General features: G+C 64.1%; 21 protein-coding genes. 16 read left to right on the top strand and 5 right to left on the bottom strand.

From position 1 onward, the window contains the following. A partial coding sequence (locus ACQKDV_RS11365; protein WP_427783846.1) for an ATP-binding cassette domain-containing protein occupies nt 1–495 on the bottom strand: 495 nt, incomplete at its 3' end. A gap of 254 nt (nt 496–749) precedes the next feature. Between ACQKDV_RS11365 and ACQKDV_RS11360 the strand changes: the two genes are divergently transcribed. From ACQKDV_RS11360 to ribD, 5 genes are all read left to right on the top strand, one after another. Next, a complete protein-coding gene (locus ACQKDV_RS11360; RefSeq protein ID WP_427783845.1) occupies nt 750–1,211 on the top strand; it encodes an RcnB family protein in 462 nt (153 codons plus the stop codon). Nucleotides 1,212–1,388: 177 nt separating this feature from the next. Next, nucleotides 1,389–2,642 carry a serine hydroxymethyltransferase gene (gene glyA, locus ACQKDV_RS11355; RefSeq protein WP_427783844.1) on the top strand — a complete coding sequence of 418 codons (1,254 nt, stop codon included), beginning with the start codon at nt 1,389–1,391 and terminating at the stop codon, nt 2,640–2,642. A gap of 69 nt (nt 2,643–2,711) precedes the next feature. After that, nucleotides 2,712–3,164 carry a hypothetical protein gene (locus tag ACQKDV_RS11350; RefSeq protein WP_427783843.1) on the top strand — a complete coding sequence of 151 codons (453 nt, stop codon included), beginning with the start codon at nt 2,712–2,714 and terminating at the stop codon, nt 3,162–3,164. 115 nt (nt 3,165–3,279) lie between these two features. Then, nucleotides 3,280–3,801 (top strand): transcriptional regulator NrdR, encoded by a 522-nt coding sequence (gene nrdR, locus ACQKDV_RS11345; RefSeq protein WP_427783842.1) that lies wholly within the window; start codon nt 3,280–3,282, stop codon nt 3,799–3,801. A gap of 127 nt (nt 3,802–3,928) precedes the next feature. Beyond that, complete coding sequence (ribD, locus tag ACQKDV_RS11340; protein WP_427783841.1) at nt 3,929–5,014, top strand: bifunctional diaminohydroxyphosphoribosylaminopyrimidine deaminase/5-amino-6-(5-phosphoribosylamino)uracil reductase RibD; 1,086 nt, start codon at nt 3,929–3,931, stop codon at nt 5,012–5,014. Nucleotides 5,015–5,343: 329 nt separating this feature from the next. Here the strand turns inward: ribD and ACQKDV_RS11335 are convergent, their stop codons facing one another. From ACQKDV_RS11335 to ACQKDV_RS11320, 4 genes are all read right to left on the bottom strand, one after another. Continuing rightward, entirely contained in the window at nt 5,344–5,970 is a 627-nt protein-coding gene (locus ACQKDV_RS11335) for an outer membrane beta-barrel protein (protein WP_427783840.1), read from the bottom strand. Between the two features lie 64 nt (nt 5,971–6,034). Beyond that, nucleotides 6,035–7,765, bottom strand: a complete 1,731-nt coding sequence (locus ACQKDV_RS11330) for a type IV secretory system conjugative DNA transfer family protein (protein ID WP_427783839.1) — start codon at nt 7,763–7,765, stop codon at nt 6,035–6,037. A gap of 93 nt (nt 7,766–7,858) precedes the next feature. Further along, on the bottom strand, nt 7,859–8,425 hold the full coding sequence (locus ACQKDV_RS11325) for a hypothetical protein (RefSeq protein ID WP_427783838.1): 567 nt from the start codon (nt 8,423–8,425) through the stop codon (nt 7,859–7,861). Between the two features lie 207 nt (nt 8,426–8,632). Beyond that, nucleotides 8,633–8,854, bottom strand: a complete 222-nt coding sequence (locus tag ACQKDV_RS11320; RefSeq protein WP_427783837.1) for a hypothetical protein — start codon at nt 8,852–8,854, stop codon at nt 8,633–8,635. 181 nt (nt 8,855–9,035) lie between these two features. Here ACQKDV_RS11320 and ACQKDV_RS11315 point away from each other — a divergent pair, with 181 nt between their 5' ends. The 11 genes from ACQKDV_RS11315 to ACQKDV_RS11265 all read left to right on the top strand — a co-directional run. Next, nucleotides 9,036–9,452 carry a hypothetical protein gene (locus ACQKDV_RS11315; protein ID WP_427783836.1) on the top strand — a complete coding sequence of 139 codons (417 nt, stop codon included), beginning with the start codon at nt 9,036–9,038 and terminating at the stop codon, nt 9,450–9,452. A gap of 9 nt (nt 9,453–9,461) precedes the next feature. Then, nucleotides 9,462–10,421, top strand: coding sequence for a virB8 family protein (locus ACQKDV_RS11310; RefSeq protein WP_427783835.1), 960 nt, complete (start codon nt 9,462–9,464; stop codon nt 10,419–10,421). Further along, nucleotides 10,418–11,194 carry a TrbG/VirB9 family P-type conjugative transfer protein gene (locus tag ACQKDV_RS11305; protein ID WP_427783834.1) on the top strand — a complete coding sequence of 259 codons (777 nt, stop codon included), beginning with the start codon at nt 10,418–10,420 and terminating at the stop codon, nt 11,192–11,194. The genes ACQKDV_RS11310 and ACQKDV_RS11305 overlap by 4 nt, the downstream gene beginning before the upstream one ends. Next, nucleotides 11,191–12,387 carry a TrbI/VirB10 family protein gene (locus ACQKDV_RS11300; RefSeq protein WP_427783833.1) on the top strand — a complete coding sequence of 399 codons (1,197 nt, stop codon included), beginning with the start codon at nt 11,191–11,193 and terminating at the stop codon, nt 12,385–12,387. The genes ACQKDV_RS11305 and ACQKDV_RS11300 overlap by 4 nt, the downstream gene beginning before the upstream one ends. Nucleotides 12,388–12,406: 19 nt before the next feature. Next, nucleotides 12,407–13,441, top strand: coding sequence for a P-type DNA transfer ATPase VirB11 (gene virB11 / locus ACQKDV_RS11295; RefSeq protein ID WP_427783832.1), 1,035 nt, complete (start codon nt 12,407–12,409; stop codon nt 13,439–13,441). Between the two features lie 43 nt (nt 13,442–13,484). Further along, nucleotides 13,485–14,345, top strand: a complete 861-nt coding sequence (locus tag ACQKDV_RS11290) for a transglycosylase SLT domain-containing protein (RefSeq protein WP_427783847.1) — start codon at nt 13,485–13,487, stop codon at nt 14,343–14,345. A gap of 74 nt (nt 14,346–14,419) precedes the next feature. Further along, on the top strand, nt 14,420–14,803 hold the full coding sequence (locus ACQKDV_RS11285) for a TrbC/VirB2 family protein (RefSeq protein ID WP_427783831.1): 384 nt from the start codon (nt 14,420–14,422) through the stop codon (nt 14,801–14,803). Beyond that, nucleotides 14,796–15,110 carry a type IV secretion system protein VirB3 gene (locus ACQKDV_RS11280; RefSeq protein ID WP_427783830.1) on the top strand — a complete coding sequence of 105 codons (315 nt, stop codon included), beginning with the start codon at nt 14,796–14,798 and terminating at the stop codon, nt 15,108–15,110. The genes ACQKDV_RS11285 and ACQKDV_RS11280 overlap by 8 nt, the downstream gene beginning before the upstream one ends. A gap of 4 nt (nt 15,111–15,114) precedes the next feature. Next, on the top strand, nt 15,115–17,580 hold the full coding sequence (locus tag ACQKDV_RS11275) for a VirB4 family type IV secretion/conjugal transfer ATPase (RefSeq protein WP_427783829.1): 2,466 nt from the start codon (nt 15,115–15,117) through the stop codon (nt 17,578–17,580). Nucleotides 17,581–17,627: 47 nt separating this feature from the next. Further along, on the top strand, nt 17,628–18,455 hold the full coding sequence (locus ACQKDV_RS11270) for a hypothetical protein (protein WP_427783828.1): 828 nt from the start codon (nt 17,628–17,630) through the stop codon (nt 18,453–18,455). Between the two features lie 17 nt (nt 18,456–18,472). Then, a partial coding sequence (locus ACQKDV_RS11265; RefSeq protein WP_427783827.1) for a type IV secretion system protein occupies nt 18,473–19,137 on the top strand: 665 nt, incomplete at its 3' end.

The raw sequence follows: 19,137 nt of genomic DNA, 5'->3' as shown, positions 1-19,137 counted from the left end.
ACAGCACGCGCAGAGCATTCGGGCTGATGTCCTTGCGGGAGATCGTGTGCTGGTCACGTCCAGCTGGTTTTCCAGGGTGTGCGCGTCGCCAGCGGCGAGGATCGCCTCCAGGCGCTCCTGTTCCTTGGCCAGCGCATCGAAATCGGCGCCTTCCTCGGCGTAGGCGGCGTACACCGCTTCCAGCGCGGCCTGCGCCTGCAGCACTTCGCCCACGCCTTCCTCCACCGCCTCACGCACGGTCTTGGTCGGGTCCAGTTCCGGTTCCTGCGCCAGGTAGCCGACCTTGATGCCCGGCTGCGGGCGGGCTTCGCCCTCGAAATCGGTGTCCACGCCGGCCATGATCTTCAGCACGGTGGACTTGCCGGCGCCGTTCAGGCCCAGCAGGCCGATCTTCGCGCCCGGGAAGAAGGACAGCGAGATGTCCTTGATGATCTGCCGCTTGGGCGGGACCACCTTGGACACGCGGTTCATGGTGTAGATGTATTGCGAGGACATGAGGTCTCCGTAGGGGCGCGGCCCTGCACCCGTCCGTCAGCGGGAAGCTCCCGGACGACAGCGGGCACAGACTGAATGGAATACCCCCAATTATAGCCGCAACCGGTTACCGGCCGCGCCTGCCGGGGCGTGGCTGGGCTGGCCGAACGCTGAATACAGAGCGGATTGCGTCAGTGGGAAGCGTTTCCAGCCGGAAACGGTTCAGATCGCCTGCGCAATATGGACATCACCATCCACTGCAACAGAGGTCTGTCATGCGCATCAACCGAATCGTGGCCGGGGCCATGGCCTCTGTGCTGGCACTGGGCGCTGTCACCCCCGCATTTGCCGACAATGATCGCCGTGACTGGCGCGAGGACCGCCGCGAGGATCGCCGGGAGTACCGTCACGACGTCCGCGAGGCCCGCCGCGACTACGAGCGTGACCGCCGCGACGCCCGCCGTGACTGGCGCCATGACCACGGCTACCGCCCGGCACCGCCGCCGCCGCGTGTGGTCTACCGCCCCGGCTATCGCCCGGGGCCGGGTTACGGCTGGCAGGTCGGCCATCGCTACCGCGACTACTACCGTGGGCCGGTCTACGTGGTGAACGACTACCCGCGCTACCACCTGCGCCGCCCGCCGTATGGCCACCAGTGGATCCGCGATGACCGCGGCAACATGCTGCTGGTGGCCATCGCCACCGGCGTCATCGCCCAGTACGTGCTCAGCCACTGAGCCAGCGGTCACATCCCCGCATGGCGTGGATCTACTGACATACCAGGCCAGAACCATACGGGGCCGGATCCCAGCAGGGCTCCGGCCCCGTGTGCATTCCGGCCCCGGCAGGCCGCCACGGGGCTACAATCAGGGGCTGTGCCGTACCCCTCTTTTCCCTGCCTGCCGGAGTAACCGATGTTCCCGCGTGACGTCCGCATCGAAACCTACGATCCCGAACTGGCCAAGGCCATCGCTGCCGAAACCCAGCGTCAGGAAGACCACGTCGAGCTGATCGCCAGCGAGAACTACACCAGCCCGGCCGTGATGGAGGCCCAGGGCAGCCAGCTGACCAACAAGTACGCTGAAGGCTACCCGGGCAAGCGCTACTACGGTGGCTGCGAATACGTGGACATCGCCGAGCAGCTGGCCATCGACCGCCTCAAGCAGCTGTTCGGTGCCGATTACGCGAACGTGCAGCCGCACAGCGGTTCGCAGGCCAACCAGGCCGTGTACTTCGCCCTGCTGCAGCCGGGTGACACCATCCTCGGCATGAGCCTGGCCCACGGCGGCCACCTCACCCACGGCGCCAAGGTCAACGCTTCGGGCAAGCTGTTCAACGCCGTGCAGTACGGCGTCAACGACCAGGGCCTGATCGACTACGACGACGTCGAGCGCCTGGCCCTGGAGCACAAGCCGAAGATGGTCGTGGCCGGTTTCTCCGCCTATTCGCAGGTCATCGACTGGGCGCGCTTCCGCGCCATCGCCGACAAGGTCGGTGCCTACCTGTTCGTGGACATGGCCCACGTGGCCGGCCTGGTGGCTGCGGGCGTCTACCCGAGCCCGCTGGAACACGCGCATGTGGTCACCTCGACCACCCACAAGACCCTGCGCGGCCCGCGCGGCGGCATCATCGTTGCCAAGGGGGCCGACGAGGATCTGGTCAAGAAGCTGCAGTCAGTGGTGTTCCCGGGCATCCAGGGCGGCCCGTTGATGCACGTCATCGCCGCCAAGGCCGTGGCCTTCAAGGAAGCGCTGGAGCCGGGCTTCACCGCCTACCAGCAGCAGGTGGTGAAGAACGCCCAGGCGATGGCAGACACCCTCATCGCGCGCGGCTACAAGATCGTTTCCGGCGGCACCCGGAACCACCTGATGCTGGTCGACATGATCGGCAAGGACGTGTCCGGCAAGGACGCGGAAGCCGCGCTGGGCAAGGCCCACATCACCGTCAACAAGAACTCGGTGCCCAACGACCCGCGTTCGCCGTTCGTGACCTCCGGCCTGCGCCTGGGCACCCCGGCGGTGACCACCCGCGGTTACGTCGAACAGGACTGCGTGGACCTGGCCAACTGGATCGCCGATGTGCTCGACGCGCCGAACGATGATGCCGTCATCGCCCGCGTGCGCGACGCCGTCAGCGCGCAGTGCCGCAAGTACCCGGTCTACGGCTGACCAACACCGGGGTCGGATCCCTTTCCGCAGGGAAGGGGCTCTGCCCCCGGCCTCCAGGAAACGTTGCCCATGGATGAGCGCCGCCTTGGACGTCTCTACCTCTCGATCGCCGTGGTGTTCGGCCTGCCCGGCCTGCTGACCGGCGGCGTGGGTGCCTGCATGGCCGTGGTGATGGGCGTGCTGGGCCTGGCCAGCCTGCAACCTGACAAGCTGTGGTTTGGCGCGGCCATGTTCGCCTGGGGAACGGTTGCCCTTGCTGGCCTGGTGGCCTGGGTCGCGCTCAGCATCGCCTTGCTGCGCAACGGCAGGCGCGGCCTGCATGCGGCCTCACCAGGCTGGTGGTGGTTGCTGGGTCTGGGCATGCTGGCGTGCCTGCCCATGCTGGCGATGGCACTGTATTACTTCTTCGAACCGGGGATCTCTGTCCTGGCCGCGCTTCTGGCCGGGCCCACCGTGCTGGTGCCTGCCGGCGTGCTGGTGCTGCTGCGGCTGCGCAGTCAGGCGCCAGATCTCTGCCGGTGAGGAGCACGCTGGCTGCGAGCCACCACGATTTGCTGCTGAAGCCCTTCTCAGGTACCGTTGCGACGCTGCCATGATGATGGCAGACACGTAATTCCCTCCCCGAGCCAGGCGTTTCATGTACTGCCCCTTCTGCCAACATGCCGATACCCGGGTCATCGACTCGCGCGTCTCCGAAGACGGTGCGACGATCCGGCGTCGGCGTGAGTGCGAAGCCTGCAACGGGCGCTTCAGCACTCTGGAAACGGTCGAGCTGAAGCTGCCGGCCATCGTCAAGAGCGATGGCACCCGCGAGGCCTTCGACCAGCGCAAGGTCCGCGCCGGCTTCGACCGCGCGCTGCAGAAGCGCGCCGTGCCTGAAGAGAAGATCGAAGCTGCCGTGCGTGCGGTGGTCCACCACTTGCGCATCAGCGGCGAACGCGAAGTGCCGTCCATCAAGGTCGGCGAGTTCGTGATGAACGAACTGCGCAAGCTCGACCATGTCGGCTATGTGCGCTTTGCCTCGGTCTACCGCAGCTTCGAGGACGTGGCCGATTTCCGCGAAGAGATCGAGAAGCTGGAGCGTGATCTGCCGTCCAGCACCGAGCAACTGCAGTTGCTGGGCGATGTGATCGCGCTGACCAAGAAGAAGAAGGGCTGACCGCCACCGCCGCGGTGGGTGCCAACCTTGGTTGGCGCGGAGGCATCCATCCACGCATGGCGTGGATCTACTGTCACCGGTAGCGCCGGGCCATGCCCGGCGGCACCGGCGGCGTTACCATGCCCGCATGACCACTTCGTTCTCCGTCCTCGACCATCTGCACATGGCCAACGCGCTGCGTCTGGCCGAGCGTGCCGCCTACACCACCCGCCCCAATCCAATGGTCGGCTGCGTGATCGCCCATGGCGAGCGCGTGGTCGGGCAGGGCTGGCACCAGCGTGCGGGCGGCCCGCACGCCGAAGTCTTCGCCCTGGGTGAGGCCGGCAGCGAGGCACGCGGCGCCACCGCCTACGTCACTCTGGAGCCCTGCGCGCATTACGGCCGCACGCCGCCGTGCGCGCTGGCGCTGATCGACGCCGGCGTATCGCGCGTCGTCGCCGCCCTGCGCGATCCGTTCCCGAAGGTCGATGGCGGTGGTTTCGATCTGCTGCGCGACGCGGGCATCGAAGTATCCGAAGGCCTGATGGCCGCGCAGGCGCGTGAACTCAACAAGGGCTTCCTGTCGCGCGTAGAGCGCAACCGCCCGTGGCTGCGGGTGAAGCTGGCCGCCAGCCTGGATGGTCGCACCGCGATGGCCGATGGCAGCTCGAAGTGGATCACCGGCCCCGCTGCACGCGAGGACGTGCAGCACTGGCGCGCACGGGCCGGCGCGATCCTCACCGGCGCCGATACGGTGCTGGCCGACGACCCGATGCTGACCGTGCGCCTGGCCCATACCGAGGTGATGCCGCCGCTGCGCGTGGTGCTCGATGCTCGCCTGCGTTCGCTGGAATGCAGCCGCGTGCGAGAGGGTGGGGCGCCGACGCTGTACCTGCACGGTGCTGCAGTCAGCGAACCGGATGCCGCCGATGCCGAATTCGCCAGCGTGCCCAGCGTGGATGGCCGCCTGGACCTGGGCGCGGTGTTTGCACTGCTGGCCGAGCGTGGCATCAACGAAGTGCATACCGAGGCCGGCGCCACCCTGGCGGGCGCGTTGCTGCGTGGCGGTTGGGTGGATGAGCTCCTGCTCTACCAGGCACCGACGCTGCTGGGGGATACCGGCCGCGCGCTTCTGGGCGGCCTTGGCATTGTTGCGATGGACCAGCAGCGCCGCCTGCGCGTGGTCGACCAGCGCCAGGTGGGGGATGACCTGCGGCTGCTGCTGCGGCCGTAACCAAATCAGTACCCGCGAATCATCCGCTACCTCGGCCACATCGTCTGAATCGAATGGAAGGAGAGAGCATCGAGGCGATGATCACGTCTTATCGCTCTGGTAGGTGCCGACCCTGGTCTGCACGGATGCTTCCATCCACGCATGGCGTGGATCTACTGGCACGGATGCATCCATCCACGCATGGCGTGGATCTACTGGATCATGCGCAGTCGCAGGCTCACATCATCTGTGGGTTGGTCATGCGCGCAGGTTCCATGGCAGGCAATGCGCGCGGCAGAAAAACGGGCCCCTTGCGGGGCCCGTTCGATTACACGACGAGGATCGAGCAATCAGAAGCTGGCGCGCACGCCGGCCGAGAACTGGGTGATGTCTTCCACCACCTGCACTTCGCCTACCAGTCCCCAGTTTGGCGTGAACTTGAACTGCCCGCCGACCACGCCGACCCAGGTTCCGTCCATGTCGCTGCCATCCAGGTAGCCACCCTTCACCCACAGTTCGGTGTTGGAGGTCGGCACGCTGCGTACGCCCAGCGTGGCACGGCCGGCGTTGAAGTGATCCTTCTGGCGGATGGTATCGAAGCCATCCTGCTTCAGGCGTGCCTCGGCATTCTGACGGACCCAGGCAATGTCAGCGGTGAAGTCCACCCGGTCGCTCATCGGCAAACGGTAGCCCACCCCCAGTTCCGGCTGGTCCAGTTCCAGCTTCAGATCGGCACCATTGTCGCGGTAGGATCTGGACACCGTCGACCAGGCACCAAATACATAGGCCTGCAGCCCGATGGCGTACGAACCGCGGATGTAGCCGCCATCCAGCTTGGGGTCATCCAGCAGATCGTCACTGACCCGGGTCTGGGTCCAGCCGGCTTCGACGTAGGTATAGCTCGGGCCCTTGTTGGCAGCCAGAGCGGTCAGCGGGGACAGGGCGAGCAGGGCGGTGGCGAACAGCGTCTTGCGCATGGAAGGGTCCTTGTTGGTTGCGGTCCGTTGCGGGCCGCCTGCATGGCGGCCAGGTGTGGCAGGGTTACGGTGTGGTGGCGCTGGGCGTGTCGTGGAAGCCTGGTGCGGCAGGTGCTGGCGGGGTGGTCAGTGTCAGCGGCTTCACTTCGGCGCGTTCCAGCAGACGTTTGGTGAAGTAGCGGTCCTTGTAGTAGCGGATCTTGCTGCACAGCACCGGGTTGGGCAGGCCCTCGTACAGCACGATTTCCTTGTCCGGGCCCATCGCCTTCAGTTCCTGCGGCAGCATCAGCGCGCGCTTTTCCAGCACCTCGTTGTCCGACACCGACCGCGCGCCGCCGCGCGAATGGGTGCGCGAACTGCGGCGCACGGTGGTGTAGCCCAGCATCTCGGAATAATCGTTGGCGTCCTGCTGCTCGCGCGGGGCGTAGATGATCTGCAGCGCATGGTTGGTGATGATCGTGCGCGAGAGTTCCTTGCCATACACCGCATCGAGCTGCGCCATCGACTGGATGATCGGCAGCAGGCGCAGGTTGTAGCCGGCCATGTAGGCGACGGCCTTGGAAATGATGTCGACGCGGCCGATGGAGGTGAACTCGTCCATCAGCAGCAGGCACTGGTGCTTCAACGACTTGTCGTTCTGCGGCAGCGTGCGGGTATTGACGTTGATCAGCTGGCTGAAGAACAGGTTCACGATCAGGCGGCTCTCGGCCAGCTTGTTGGGCTGGATGCCGACGTAGATGGTCATGCGCTTGCGGCGCACATCATCCAGGCGGAAATCGTCGGCGCTGGTAGCCGCATCCAGCACCGGATTCAGCCACGGGTTGAGCGGTTCGCGGAACGAACCGATGATCGAGGCGAAGGTGACATCGGCCTGCGACAGCAGGCCGGCGAATGCCGCACGTGCCTGGCCGCTGAGGAAGGACGATTCGTTCAGCTTCTGCAGGTACGGTTTCAGTTCGCTGCCGTCACCCGAAGACAGGCGCAGGATCGCGCCCAGCGTCGGGTACGGCGTCCCCGGCACTGCGTCCATCAACTCGAACTGGTACAGCGTGAACGCCAGGAAGGCATTGCGCGCCTGGCTGGTCCAGAACTTGTCCTTGTCATCGCCATCGGGGTAAAGCATGGCGGCGATCGCCTGCAGGTCGGACACGCGGAAGGCCGGATCGCTGGAGACATAGGTCAGCGGATTCCATCGATGCGTGCGGCGGTCCTCGGCGAACGGGTTGAACAGGAAGATTTCGTGGCCGATCGACTGGCGCCAGCCAGAGGTCAGATCGAAGTTCTCCTGCTTGATGTCCAGCACCACGGCCGATTCGCGGTAGTCCAGCAGGTTGGGAATCACCACGCCCACGCCCTTGCCCGAGCGAGTGGGCGCGGCAAGGATGACGAACTGCTGGCCGGTCAGGCGCATCAGCTTGCCATTCATCTGCCCCAGCACGATGCCGTCATCGGGGCTCTTGAAGAACCCCTTGCTGGCCAGGTCCAGCATGCTGGCAAAGCGCGCCTGGCCATGGATGTTGCTGTGGCTGCGCATCCTGAGCAGCAGGATCGTAAGACCGGCCCACAGCAGGAACACCAGGCCGAAGGCCACCACGCCGGCTGTCTTGATGCGCCATGCATAGGGCTGCACCCGCGGGTGGTTGATGTTGCGCATGTAGTCAAAGAACGTGCCGAAGCTGCTGACGCGCGTGTCCAGACCCAGCGACAGCACGGACAGGTAGCTGGCCAGATAGATGCCCACGATGGACAGCAGCAGGGCAAGTACGGCGGAAATGACAAGGCGGTTGGTTTTCAAGGCAGTTCCTTCGACCCGGACAGTGGCGCGTATTGCAGGATCAGCATCGGCTGCACACGACCTGTGGTACGTGCCCCGGTGCTGGGGGAGACACTATTTTTTCCGCGCTGCGGCCGTATCGCGTGTGTCGACCAGAATGTATTCGTCATTCCTGGACCAGCGCTGCAGGCCGTCTTCCAGCTTGATGCACGGGCGGCCATCGCAGGACGTGATCGATACCTGTTCCAGGGCCTCAAGCACCTGCGCTTCCACCTTGGCCTGCTGCGCGCGCTGCACATTGCTCCAGGCAAAGAAGGCGGTGCCGCCCATGATCGCCGCGCCACCCAGTGCCAGTGCGGTCAGTGCCTTCCATGTCAGCACGCGCAGTCGTGACGCCATCGCCACCTGCTGGCGAGAGAGCTGCTCGGCCAGGGCGGCCAGCCGGTCACCTGTATCGCTGATGGCTTCCACCGCAGCGGGAATTTCCCGCGACAGCGCCTCGCGTACGGCGGCGCGTGCGCTCTGCGCCAGTTCGGCACGGCCGCTGGCGACGCCCTGTCCCACCTCGGCTGCCGCACGCTGCAGCTGCGCCGATGACGCGTCCTGCGCGGCAGCAGCTTTCTCGCACTGTTGTGTCAGGTGTCCGGCCAGCAAGGCCGCGTTCGTAATGAACTCTTCCATCCTTGATTGATCCACTTCACACCTGCTGATTCATCAGCCCTTGGGCGGGGGAAGGAATGTTGCCAGATTTGTAGGGAATATGCCGACTGTTAAATATTTGTCGTTTGAGGTAGACAACGGCGCGAAAATTTGGCGCAATAGACACAGAGCCAAATGCGCCATGTGACCGACATCACATTTTCACTTCATGGGATTGCGTGATCAGGTTCACAGCGCAGCAACAAATCCGCGGATATCCTTCGCGCCGTAGATGATGACCATTCGGCTGGGTACTGGGGAGGTACACGCCGGCAGAATGAAATCATCCGGACTGATAAACGGACTGAGCCTACGAAATGGAAATTTCATGATCACATACCAGCATTTGGGAAACGCGCCGCCGGAATGACCTGCGAACGGGGTGGAGTCACTCACGTTGCGCGCGTTCATGGCGCCATACGCCGCGCAGTCGCTGGGACATCCGGCTGTGCACAGAGCTCCTTCAGCAGACTTCGATGCCGTGGTCTCGGCGTTGTTGATGTCCGCTGGCACAGATTCGTAACTCGTTAATGGTGATTTCGTGAGCCGCAGGATGCCTAGCCGGAATGTGATTGCAGTTGCTGTTGTGTTGATGACGGTTCTCCTGGCCGGCTGCGCTACGCCGCCTGCGCCCGAGCCGCGTGGCAAGTGGAGGCCGGTCAACCGGCTGGCGGACGTTACCCATGCCATCCCCTTGCACCAGACCTATGTCTACCAGTCCTCGCCCGTGGACAGCACGCTCAAGGGCCTGCTGACCCGGTGGGCCAAGGACGGTGGCATGACGCTGTCCTACCTGCACCCCAATGACTACACCCTGTACGTCCCGGTGGGCGACATCCGCACGACCAGCATCGTCGAAGCGGCGGCGGCGCTTTCCAGCGCCTATGCAGCGCAGGGCGTGGTGGTGTCGGTGGAACAGTCGCGCATCATCGTCAGCGTGGCGGGCGGTGCGACCAGCGTGGAACGGCTGCCCGCAGCCGGCATTGCGCCCACCGCGCCCGCTCGCTGAGGACTGCCCATGTTCGGAAAGAAAAAGACCGATACGGCGGCAGTGGAAAATGCCGTATCCCAGGGCGTCAGCTACGAGATCACCCTTGCCGACCGGGCGCGACGCAGTGAGCGCCGCGCGTGGACGGTGGCCATGTGCGCAGTGCTGATGTCGGTGCTGCTGGCGGGCGGCTACCTGCTGTTCCTGCCCCTGAAGGAACGCGTTCCTTACCTGGTCATGGCCGATCCCTATACCGGCTCGGCCACGGTAGCGCGTCTGCGTGGCAACTTCGGTGACCGCGACGTGACCACCGAAGAGGCAATCAACAAGAGCAACGTGGCGCAGTTCGTACTGGCACGCGAGTCCTACGATTCTGGCCTCATCGGCCAGCGCAACTGGCGTACCACGCTGTCGATGGCGGGCCCGGCGGTAGCGCCGGATTACCAGAACCTGCACAACCAGGCCAATCCGCAGCGGCCGTATCGCATCTATGGTGCATCGCGTTCCCTGCATATCCGCATCACCAGCATCGTGCTGATCGGCGGTGGCCAGGGCAAGCGCCCCAACGGTGCCACGGTGCGGTTCCAGCGCAGCATCTTCGACAAGACTACTGGCCGCTCGCAGCCGCTGGACAACAAGATCGCCACGCTGGAGTTCACCTACGATCCCGAGCTTCGTCTGGCCGATGAGGATCGCCTGCTCAATCCGCTCGGTTTCCGCGTGCTGAACTACCGTGTTGACAACGACTTCGCGCCCACGCCGAATGCACCGGCCGATGTGCCGATGGGCACAGATCCGCAGGCGCAGGCGCAGGCAAGCGCCGCCGTCGCGCCGATGCCGGGCCAGCCGGGTGAACCCGCGTACCCGGCAGGTACCACCGATCCGTCCGGGCAGGCGCTGCCGCCGGGCCCAGCGAACAACGGCGCATTGCCGCCGCAACCGGCCGAGCAGACCGGCTATGCGCCAGCACAAGGGGGAGTAGGACGATGAGTAATACGTTGCAGTCTTTGCTGCGCGTCGGCTTGGCAGTGATGCTCTGCGTCGGTGCCGCCGCGCCTGTGGCAGCGAAGGTGATCGAGGACTATGAGTACTCGCCTGATCGCATCTACCAGGTGCGTACCGGCCTGGGCATCACCACGCAGATCGAACTGAGCCCGCACGAGCAGATCCTCGACTACAGCAGCGGTTTCGGTGGCGGCTGGGAGATCAGCCGTCGCGAGAATGTCTTCTACCTGAAGCCGAAGAACGTGGACGTGGACACCAACCTGATGGTGCGTACCGCGGCTCACTCCTACATCTTCGAACTGAAGGTCGTGGCCACCAGCTGGCGTGCACTGGACGAAGCCAAGGCCGCTGGCGTGCAGTACAAGGTGCGCCTGGTGTATCCGGCGGACACCGAGTTCGCGGCCACCAAGGTCAAGGAACCCGATGCCCCGGTGTCGGCGCTGGATACCGGGCTCGTCCCGGGCCGGGACTACTATTACGGCTACGACTACACCTACAAGAAGCGCCAGCCGAGCTGGCTGGTGCCATCCTCGGTGTACGACGACCGCAGCTTCACCTACATCCGCATGGGTGACCGCAGCCGGTTCCCGAGCGGCAATTTCCCGGCAGTTTTCGCGCGTGACAGCGAGTCCGGCGATGAATTCATCGTCAACTCGACCGTGGAAGGCGACACGATCGTCGTCCACGGAACCTATGCCTACCTCGTCGTGCGCCACGGCGACAATGCGATTGCCCTGCGCAGGAGACCGGAGCAGTGAATCAGATTCCACCCAATGAACACGTCGATCCGGCGTCGGAACCGCACTTGGCCGACAACCCGTACACCCGTCGCGCTGCGGCCCAGCCACAGTTGGATGAAAGCGAAGGCAGCCCGTACCTGCGCGCTGACGACGTCCAGCGACTGAACCGCAAGGCGCTGCTTTTCCTGGGCGTCATCGTCGTCGTGCTGGCGGGCCTGGCCGCCTGGATCTTCTCCGGTGGCTTGTCCTCCCCGAACGAGCCCACGGCCAAGGCTCCCCGCCAGGAGGTCGTGATTCCTGCGGCACCGCGCGATCTGCCGGCCCTGCCGCCGGAACGCAGCGCACAGGCTGCACCGCCGATGGAAGAGCTGCCGCCGCTGCCGGTTACCGATGAGCGCCAGGCGTCCGGCCAGGGCTTCGGCATGGGCGGCATGAACGGCAACGCTGGCCAGGAAGGCAATCGCGGACCGAGCCTGGTTGAACGTCGCATGGGCGACGCCCGCGGCGAATCCGACGGTGGCGCCGGTGCGCCGCCTGCGTCCGGCATCCCCGGCACGCTGGGCGCGGCAGGCGGTCCGGCCTCGCGCGGCGTCGTGGACGGTCCCACCAGCGCACAGCCGCTGTACAAGCCGAACACCCTGCTGCTGCGCGGCACCTACATCCGCTGCGTGCTGCAGGCCCGGGTGATCTCCGACTTCCCCGGCTACACCTCGTGCGTGGTCACCGAACCGGTGTACTCCGTTGATGGCCAGCGCCTGCTGCTGCCGCGGGGGTCGAAGGTGCAGGGCTCCTACGGTGGCGACGGCACGATCGGCAACCGCGTTGCCATCGTATGGGATCGCATCACCACCCCCACCGGCCTGGATATCAACATGTCCAGCCCGGGCGTGGACATGCTGGGTTCGGCCGGTGCACCGGGTTACTACAACGCACATTGGGGCCAGCGCATTGCCTCCTCGCTGCTGATCAGCATCCTGGCTGACGGCTTCAAGTACGCCGCTGCCGAGAACGGCCCGGAAACCTCGACCGTGGTCAATGGTGCGGTCGTGCAGAACCCGTATGAAAGCGCCACCGCGCGCAACATGGAGCGTCTGGCCAACATGGCGATGGAGCGCAACATGAGCCGTCCGCCGACGGTGACCATCAACCAGGGCACGATCGTCAATGTCTACGTCGCACGCGACGTCGACTTCTCGTCCGTGATCCGCTGAGCAGCGACGCAGAACGTAAATGAACGCCGAATCCGCCACCGCCCGGGTATCCAATGCTTTCCTGGAATACCAGTACGAGATCCTCGGGATCGGCGAGCACATGCATTCGTCGGATGTGACCGAAATCTGCATCAACCGGCCGGGCGAACTGTACCTGGAAACCCGGTCCGGCTGGAGCCGGGTGGAGGTCCCGTCACTGACGTTTGAACGTGCGCGGCAGTTCTGCACCGCCGTGGTCAACGAAAGCAACACCGGCCAGCGCATCACCGACGCCGATCCGATGGTGTCGTTGACGTTCCCGACCGGCCAGCGTGCCCAGTTCGTCATCCCGCCGGCGTGCGACGCCGGGCGGGTGTCGATCACCATCCGCCTGCCGGCACGGTTCGGCAAAACGCTGGAACAGTACGAGGAAGACGGGTTCTTCGGCGAGATCCTCGAGCAGGCCCCGACCCTCAGCGACCACGACAAGGAACTGGTGGAGCTGCGTGCGCAGCGCGACTATGCCAACTTCTTCAAGAAAGCGGTGCAGTACCACAAGAACATCGTCGTGGCCGGGGCCACCGGCAGCGGCAAGACCACCTTCATGAAGTCACTGGTCAACCACATCTCGCACAACGAGCGCCTGGTTACCATTGAAGATGCCCGCGAACTGTTCCTGCAGCAGCCCAACGTGGTGCATCTGCTGTATTCCAAGGGCGGCCAGAGCACCAGCAATACCAGTGCCAAGTCGTGCATGGAAGCCTGCCTGCGCATGAAGCCGGACCGCATCATCCTGGCGGAGCTGCGCGGCGATGAATCGTTCTACTTCATCCGCAACTGCGCGTCGGGCCACCCCGGCTCGATCACCAGCTGCCACGCCGGCAGCACGTCCCAGACCTGGGACCAGCTTGCACTGATGGTGAAGGCATCGGCCGAAGGCTCGGGCCTTGAGTTTGAAGTCATCAAGCGTCTGCTCAAGCTCACCATCGATATCGTGGTGCACATCAAGGCGCACGCGGGCCGCCGCTTCATCACCGGCATCGATTTCGACCCGATGCGGGGGCTGGCCGCATGAACCTGCACGCTCACCCCGACAGGAGGATGCCATGCTGCCTGGACTGGAAATGATGGCCTGCACCGATCTGGCGGTGCCCAACGAAATCATGCGCCACGTGGTGAACGTCGAGTCGTCGTTCAACCCGTACGCCATTGGCGTGGTCGGCGGTCGCCTGGCGCGGCAGCCGAAGAACCTGGCCGAGGCCGTGTCCACCACCCGCATGCTGGAGCGAGAGGGCTACAACTTCTCGCTGGGCATTGCCCAGGTCAATCGCTACAACCTCAACCGTCACGGCCTGGACAGCTACGAGAAAGCGTTCAACGTCTGCCCGAACCTGCAGGCCGGCTCGCGCATCCTGGCCGAGTGCTATGCGCGCTCAGGCAATGATTGGGGCAAGGCGTTCAGCTGCTACTACTCCGGCAACTTCACCACCGGCTTCCGCCATGGCTACGTCGACAAGGTGATGACCTCCTGGCGCGGTGCCAGTACACAGACCGTGGCCAGCAACGCCATTCCGGTCATCCGCAATGGCGTGCCGGCCGGCACCACCACCTACCGTCGCGTTGTGCGTGACCAGGCCACCGAACGGCTGGCGCGGCGCGTGGAGGAAGCGGCGCTGTCACGCCTGCTGCCTGCGACCTCCGGCCAGCCACAGGCCACGCAGCAGATGCCCGCCGTACCCATGCAGGCACCTGCACCTGTGGCGGCGGTCGATCCGCGCACGGCGGGCGCAGTGCCCACCAGTGATGCACCGGTGCGTGTGCAACCCATTGGCGGGGCCCCCAACGTCTGGCCGGGGGCGGCCCAGCAGGCACAGCCGATGGCTGCGCCCGGTTCCAGTTCCACTGGCATGGCGGGGGCCCCTGCGCCCGGCATGCCTGCAACTGCAGCGCCGCCACGCGACGCTGCGCTGGTGTTCTAGCACCACCCGAGGGCTGCCCCCGCAGCCCTGCATCCACGCTGTATCCCTTTCCCATCGAAGAGAAGAGAACCGCCATGAAGAACGACGCCAACCTCACCAACGCCCGCCGTGCGATCTCCGCCGTTGCCCTGGCCAGCCTGTGCATGCTGCCGTTCATTGCCAGCGCCCAGGACGCGGCCGGTGCACAGACCAGCGTCACCAACTTCTTCACCAACCTCAACGGCCTGCTGAACATCGCCTCGATCGCCGTGGTCACCATCGCCGTGATCTTCGCCGGCTACCAGATCGCCTTCAACCACAAGCGCATCAGCGATGTGGCCCCGGTGCTGGTGGGTGGCTTCCTGATCGGCGCCGCGGCCCAGGTTGCCAACATGCTGCTGCCCGACAACGTCGGCAACATCGGCAGCGCCGGCAGCACCGGCGCCATCATGGTGCTCGACCTGATGAAGTATGCGTAAGGACACGCTCTTCCGTGGCTGCACGCGGCCGGCGATGTTCCTGGGGGTGCCGTACATGCCCTTCGCGATCGCCGCCGGCGGCTGCCTGCTGCTGACGTTCTACTTCAACATGTGGTTCCTGCTGCTGCTGCCGGTGGTCATCATGATCATGCGGCAGATGGCACGCCAGGACGAGATGATCTTCCGCCTGCTGGGCCTGCGTATGGGCTTCCGCACCAAGGTGAAGAACATCAAGCACCACAACGGCATGTGGGTGTTCACTCCGAACAGCTACCGACCCGACCTTCAAGACACGAAAACGGATTAGTCCCATGCAGGCGCCAGACACTTCCATCGCCGAGTTCATCCCGTTCTCTTCCCACGTGTCTCCGCACGTGGTGAAGACGACCGGTGGCGACTTCCTGATTGTCTGGCGTCTGGATGGGCTGCCTTTCGTGGGGCGCGAAGAATGGGAGTTGGAGCACAAGCACAACACCTTCAACCGCATGCTGCAGACCCTGCGTGCGCCGGATTTCGTCAATGTCGCCTTCTGGGTGCATGACATCCGGCGCCGTGGACGCGTGGATATCCGCAGCAAGTACGAGCACGTGTTCAACCAGCAGATGTCCGACGAGTATTACGATCGTCTGACCTCGCAGAAGATCATGCAGAACGAGCTCTACCTGACAATGATCTACCGGCCGGTCATGGTCGGCAGGAAGTTCGTCGAGCGTTCCAGCGACCTGGGCCGCCTGCAGGCCGAACAGGACCAGGCCGTCAACAAGGTGATGGAACTGGCCGGCAACGTCGAGGCGGTGCTGAAGGATTACGCACCGCACCGGCTGTCGATGTATGAAGCCGACAACGGCGTGGTGTTCTCCGAAGTGCTCTCCTTCTTCGGTTACCTGCTCAACCGCATCGACGAGCCGGTGCCGGTGCTGCGTGCTTCGGTGAGCGACTACCTGCCGGTGGCCCGGCACATGTTCTCGGCCAAGTCGGGTGACTTCGTCATCAACGCGCCTGGCGGCCGCAACCACTATGGCGCCATCCTCAACATCAAGGAATACAGCGAGGCCACGTACCCGGGCATCCTCAATGGACTGAAGTACCTGGATTTCGAGTACGTCATCACCCATTCCTTCAGCCCCATGGGGCGCCAGGATGCACTGAAGGTGCTCGAGCGCACCAAGGGCATGATGATCTCTTCCGGCGACAAGGCCGTCAGCCAGATTTCCGAAATGGACTATGCGATGGACCAGGTAGCCTCGGGCAATTTCGTCCTGGGCGAGTACCACTTCATCATGGCCCTGTATGCGGACGACCAGAAGACGTTGTCGCAGAACGTGGCGGCCACCCGTGCCGAACTGTCCAACGCCGGTTTCGTTTCCGCCAAGGAAGACCTTGCGGTGTGCTCGTCGTTCTACTCGCAGCTGCCGGGCAACTGGCGCTACCGCACGCGGCTGGCCAATGTCAGCTCACTGAACTTCCTGGGCCTGTCGCCACTGCACAACTTCGCCACCGGCAAGCGCGACAACAACCCGTGGGGCGAATGCCTGACGGTGCTGCAGACCACCAACGGCCAGCCGTACTATTTCAATTTCCACGCCACCCACCCGGCCGAGAACTCGCTGGGTGAGAAGGCCATCGGCAATACCCTGGTCATCGGCAAGTCCGGTACCGGCAAGACCGCGCTGATCAACTTCCTGCTCAGCCAGGTGCAGAAGTACCAGCCGGCGCCCACCATCTTCTTCTTCGACAAGGACCGCGGCGCGGAGATTTTCGTGCGCGCCTGTGGTGGCAACTACCTGGCCCTGGACAACGGCAAACCCACTGGTTTCAACCCGTTCCAGTGCGAGCGCAACGATGCCAACGTGCAGTTCCTTGGCGACCTGATCAAGGTGCTGGCGGCCAAGACCGTCTACACCGCACGTGAGGAAGAAGACATCTTCCGCGCGGTCGAAAGCATGCTCGACATGCCGATGCACCTGCGCTCGATGTCCAATTTCCAGAAGAGCCTGCCCAACATGGGCGACGATGGCCTGTACGCGCGCCTGCGCAAATGGACCGTCAGCGGCACCCTGGGCTGGGTGTTCGACAACCCGACCGACATCATCGATCTGCAGCGGGCCAACATCATCGGCTTCGACTACACCGACATCATCGACAACGCCGAAGTGCGCGTGCCGGTCATCAATTACCTGCTGCACCGCCTGGAAGAGTTGATCGACGGGCGGCCGCTGATCTACGTGATGGACGAATTCTGGAAGATCCTGGATGGCGGCGGCGCCCTGAAGGAATTTGCCAAGAACAAGCAGAAGACCATCCGTAAGCAGAATGGCCTGGGCATCTTCGCCACCCAGAGCCCGGAAGACGCCCTGGCCAGCGATATTTCCGCCGCGCTGATCGAACAGACCGCGACCTTCATCCTGCTGCCCAATCCCAGCGCCTCGCGCGAGGATTACATGGAAGGCCTGAAGTTGACCGAGGCCGAGTTCGAGGTGGTTGTCAGCCTGGATGAGCGCTCGCGCAGCTTCCTGGTCAAGCAGGGCCATGGTTCCACGGTGTGCCAGCTGAACCTGCGGGGCATGGATGATGCCTTGGCCGTCATCAGTGCCAGCACCGACAACATCGAAGTCCTCGACCGGGTGCTGAGCGAACAGTCGCAGCGCCTGGAAGTGGATCGCGATGAACTGACGCCAGAGGAATGGCTGCAGGCGTTCTACGAAAACCGCAAGGGATCCGGACGCGGCAGTGCCCGCAGCAGTGCAACCCCAGACCGCCGCGCGACCACGCGCTGAACGGCCTGCCCCGCAGTAGACGACATAAAGAACAGCAGAGGTGAACCATGAACTCTAAAGCACAACGCCACAACGGCAGCCAGCAGAGCTTCGGCCGGTCATGGAAGCAGACGTTTGGTACTTCCCTGGCCATGCCGCGCGCCAACAAGTGGGTCATCCTCTCGCTGGCGATCGTTTCGCTGCTGGGAACCGGCGCTGCCATGGCTGCATGGCAGGTCAGCGATTCCACCGCGCAGAACAAGCTGGAAGAAATCAAGGGCAACATCGGCCGCGACGGCGGAACCGTTACGGGCCAGCTGAAGGAAATCAAGAACCGCATCGGTGACAACAGTACGGTCAACGGCAACCTGAAGGATCTGAACCGGAAGCTGCAGATCACCCCGCGCAACGGCGAAGGCACGCAGACGCCGGACATGATCGCTACGCCGACCGGCGATGAGGCGCTCAACGCCAGCCAGCCCACCACCGCAAGCACCGCGATGGATGAGCTGTGCCCGGCCGGTGCCAGCACCACGCTGGGCCAGCAGCAGCAGCAGTTGTGCATGGCCGCGGCCCAGACCGAACTGGCGCAGTACCGGTTCTCGATGCGAATGTTCGAGCGTGCCCAGAAGAATTACGACCGCCTGAAGCAGATCGAGGACCGCCGCCGCAACCTGGCGGCCGAGGACTACGCCAACGTGCAGTACAACACCAACGAACTGTTGGCACTGACCGCACTGATGGACAACGACCGCGATCGCTACCGCACCTACATGTCTGCGTATGAAGCCCGTATCGCGCATATCAACAACGCCCGCGAAGCGCTTACGCGCAATGCCTTGAACGGCAAGGGCAGCATCACCGTTCCCGGCGTTCCCGCTGTCGGTGGCAACTAAGTGACTGGAGCAGGGCGATGAGCTTCGAGATGATGGGTAGTGCGCTGGGCTTCGATCTGAGCAGCTTCACTCAGTGGGCATTCTTCGAGAAGCTTCTTGAGTTCATCAATGGGCGCATTGAAAGCTTCCAGCTGGGATTGCTCTCGCGGACCATGGGGTGGGTCAGTGGCATCGCGCTGACCCTGCTGACCCTGTGGGTGCTGATGCAGGGCTTCATGATCGTGACCGGCCGCAGCCGTGATTCGCTCATGTCCTTGGTGGTGGGTTCGCTGCGCGCCTTCCTCATTGTCATTGCCGCCTCCTCAATGTCCTTTGCCGGCGTGAATCTGACAGGCTTTCTGACCAAAACGCTGCCGAATGAGATCCACAGAGTTGTCGCTAATGACAGCGGCAACATTGAAGACTCGATCGACGACAACCTGCGCACCATGGGTCTGATCTTCGCGCTGGTCGATGCGCTTCCCGTGGCAAATAGTGACCAGAACGCTGCCACCCAGCGCACGGTCACCTCGCTGACGGGCATCGGCATTGCAGGTCCGTCGGTGATCGGTGGGGCCATGCTGCTGCTCTACAAGATCGCCCTGGTGCTGTTTATCGGCTTCGGGCCACTGTTCATCCTGTGCCTGTTGTTCGACCAGACCAAGGACCTGTTCAAACGCTGGTTGCTGTACGGCATCGGCAC

Origin of the sequence: Stenotrophomonas sp. NPDC077659 (genome assembly GCF_050268705.1) — a bacterium.
GTDB lineage: Bacteria > Pseudomonadota > Gammaproteobacteria > Xanthomonadales > Xanthomonadaceae > Stenotrophomonas.
Note: the sequence above shows the minus strand (reverse complement) of the source record. Positions and strands in the feature narration are given on the sequence as shown.

Coding starts and splice junctions, on each gene's coding strand:
- ACQKDV_RS11275 (WP_427783829.1), top strand. CDS start 15,115: ATGCAGGCGCCAGACACTTCCATCGCCGAGTTCATCCCGTTCTCTTCC.
- nrdR (WP_427783842.1), top strand. CDS start 3,280: ATGTACTGCCCCTTCTGCCAACATGCCGATACCCGGGTCATCGACTCG.
- ACQKDV_RS11310 (WP_427783835.1), top strand. CDS start 9,462: ATGTTCGGAAAGAAAAAGACCGATACGGCGGCAGTGGAAAATGCCGTA.
- ACQKDV_RS11325 (WP_427783838.1), bottom strand. CDS start 8,425: ATGGAAGAGTTCATTACGAACGCGGCCTTGCTGGCCGGACACCTGACA.
- virB11 (WP_427783832.1), top strand. CDS start 12,407: ATGAACGCCGAATCCGCCACCGCCCGGGTATCCAATGCTTTCCTGGAA.
- ACQKDV_RS11350 (WP_427783843.1), top strand. CDS start 2,712: ATGGATGAGCGCCGCCTTGGACGTCTCTACCTCTCGATCGCCGTGGTG.
- ACQKDV_RS11315 (WP_427783836.1), top strand. CDS start 9,036: ATGACGGTTCTCCTGGCCGGCTGCGCTACGCCGCCTGCGCCCGAGCCG.
- ACQKDV_RS11360 (WP_427783845.1), top strand. CDS start 750: ATGCGCATCAACCGAATCGTGGCCGGGGCCATGGCCTCTGTGCTGGCA.
- ACQKDV_RS11280 (WP_427783830.1), top strand. CDS start 14,796: ATGCGTAAGGACACGCTCTTCCGTGGCTGCACGCGGCCGGCGATGTTC.
- ACQKDV_RS11305 (WP_427783834.1), top strand. CDS start 10,418: ATGAGTAATACGTTGCAGTCTTTGCTGCGCGTCGGCTTGGCAGTGATG.
- ACQKDV_RS11270 (WP_427783828.1), top strand. CDS start 17,628: ATGAACTCTAAAGCACAACGCCACAACGGCAGCCAGCAGAGCTTCGGC.
- ACQKDV_RS11320 (WP_427783837.1), bottom strand. CDS start 8,854: ATGAACGCGCGCAACGTGAGTGACTCCACCCCGTTCGCAGGTCATTCC.
- ACQKDV_RS11335 (WP_427783840.1), bottom strand. CDS start 5,970: ATGCGCAAGACGCTGTTCGCCACCGCCCTGCTCGCCCTGTCCCCGCTG.
- glyA (WP_427783844.1), top strand. CDS start 1,389: ATGTTCCCGCGTGACGTCCGCATCGAAACCTACGATCCCGAACTGGCC.
- ribD (WP_427783841.1), top strand. CDS start 3,929: ATGACCACTTCGTTCTCCGTCCTCGACCATCTGCACATGGCCAACGCG.
- ACQKDV_RS11285 (WP_427783831.1), top strand. CDS start 14,420: ATGAAGAACGACGCCAACCTCACCAACGCCCGCCGTGCGATCTCCGCC.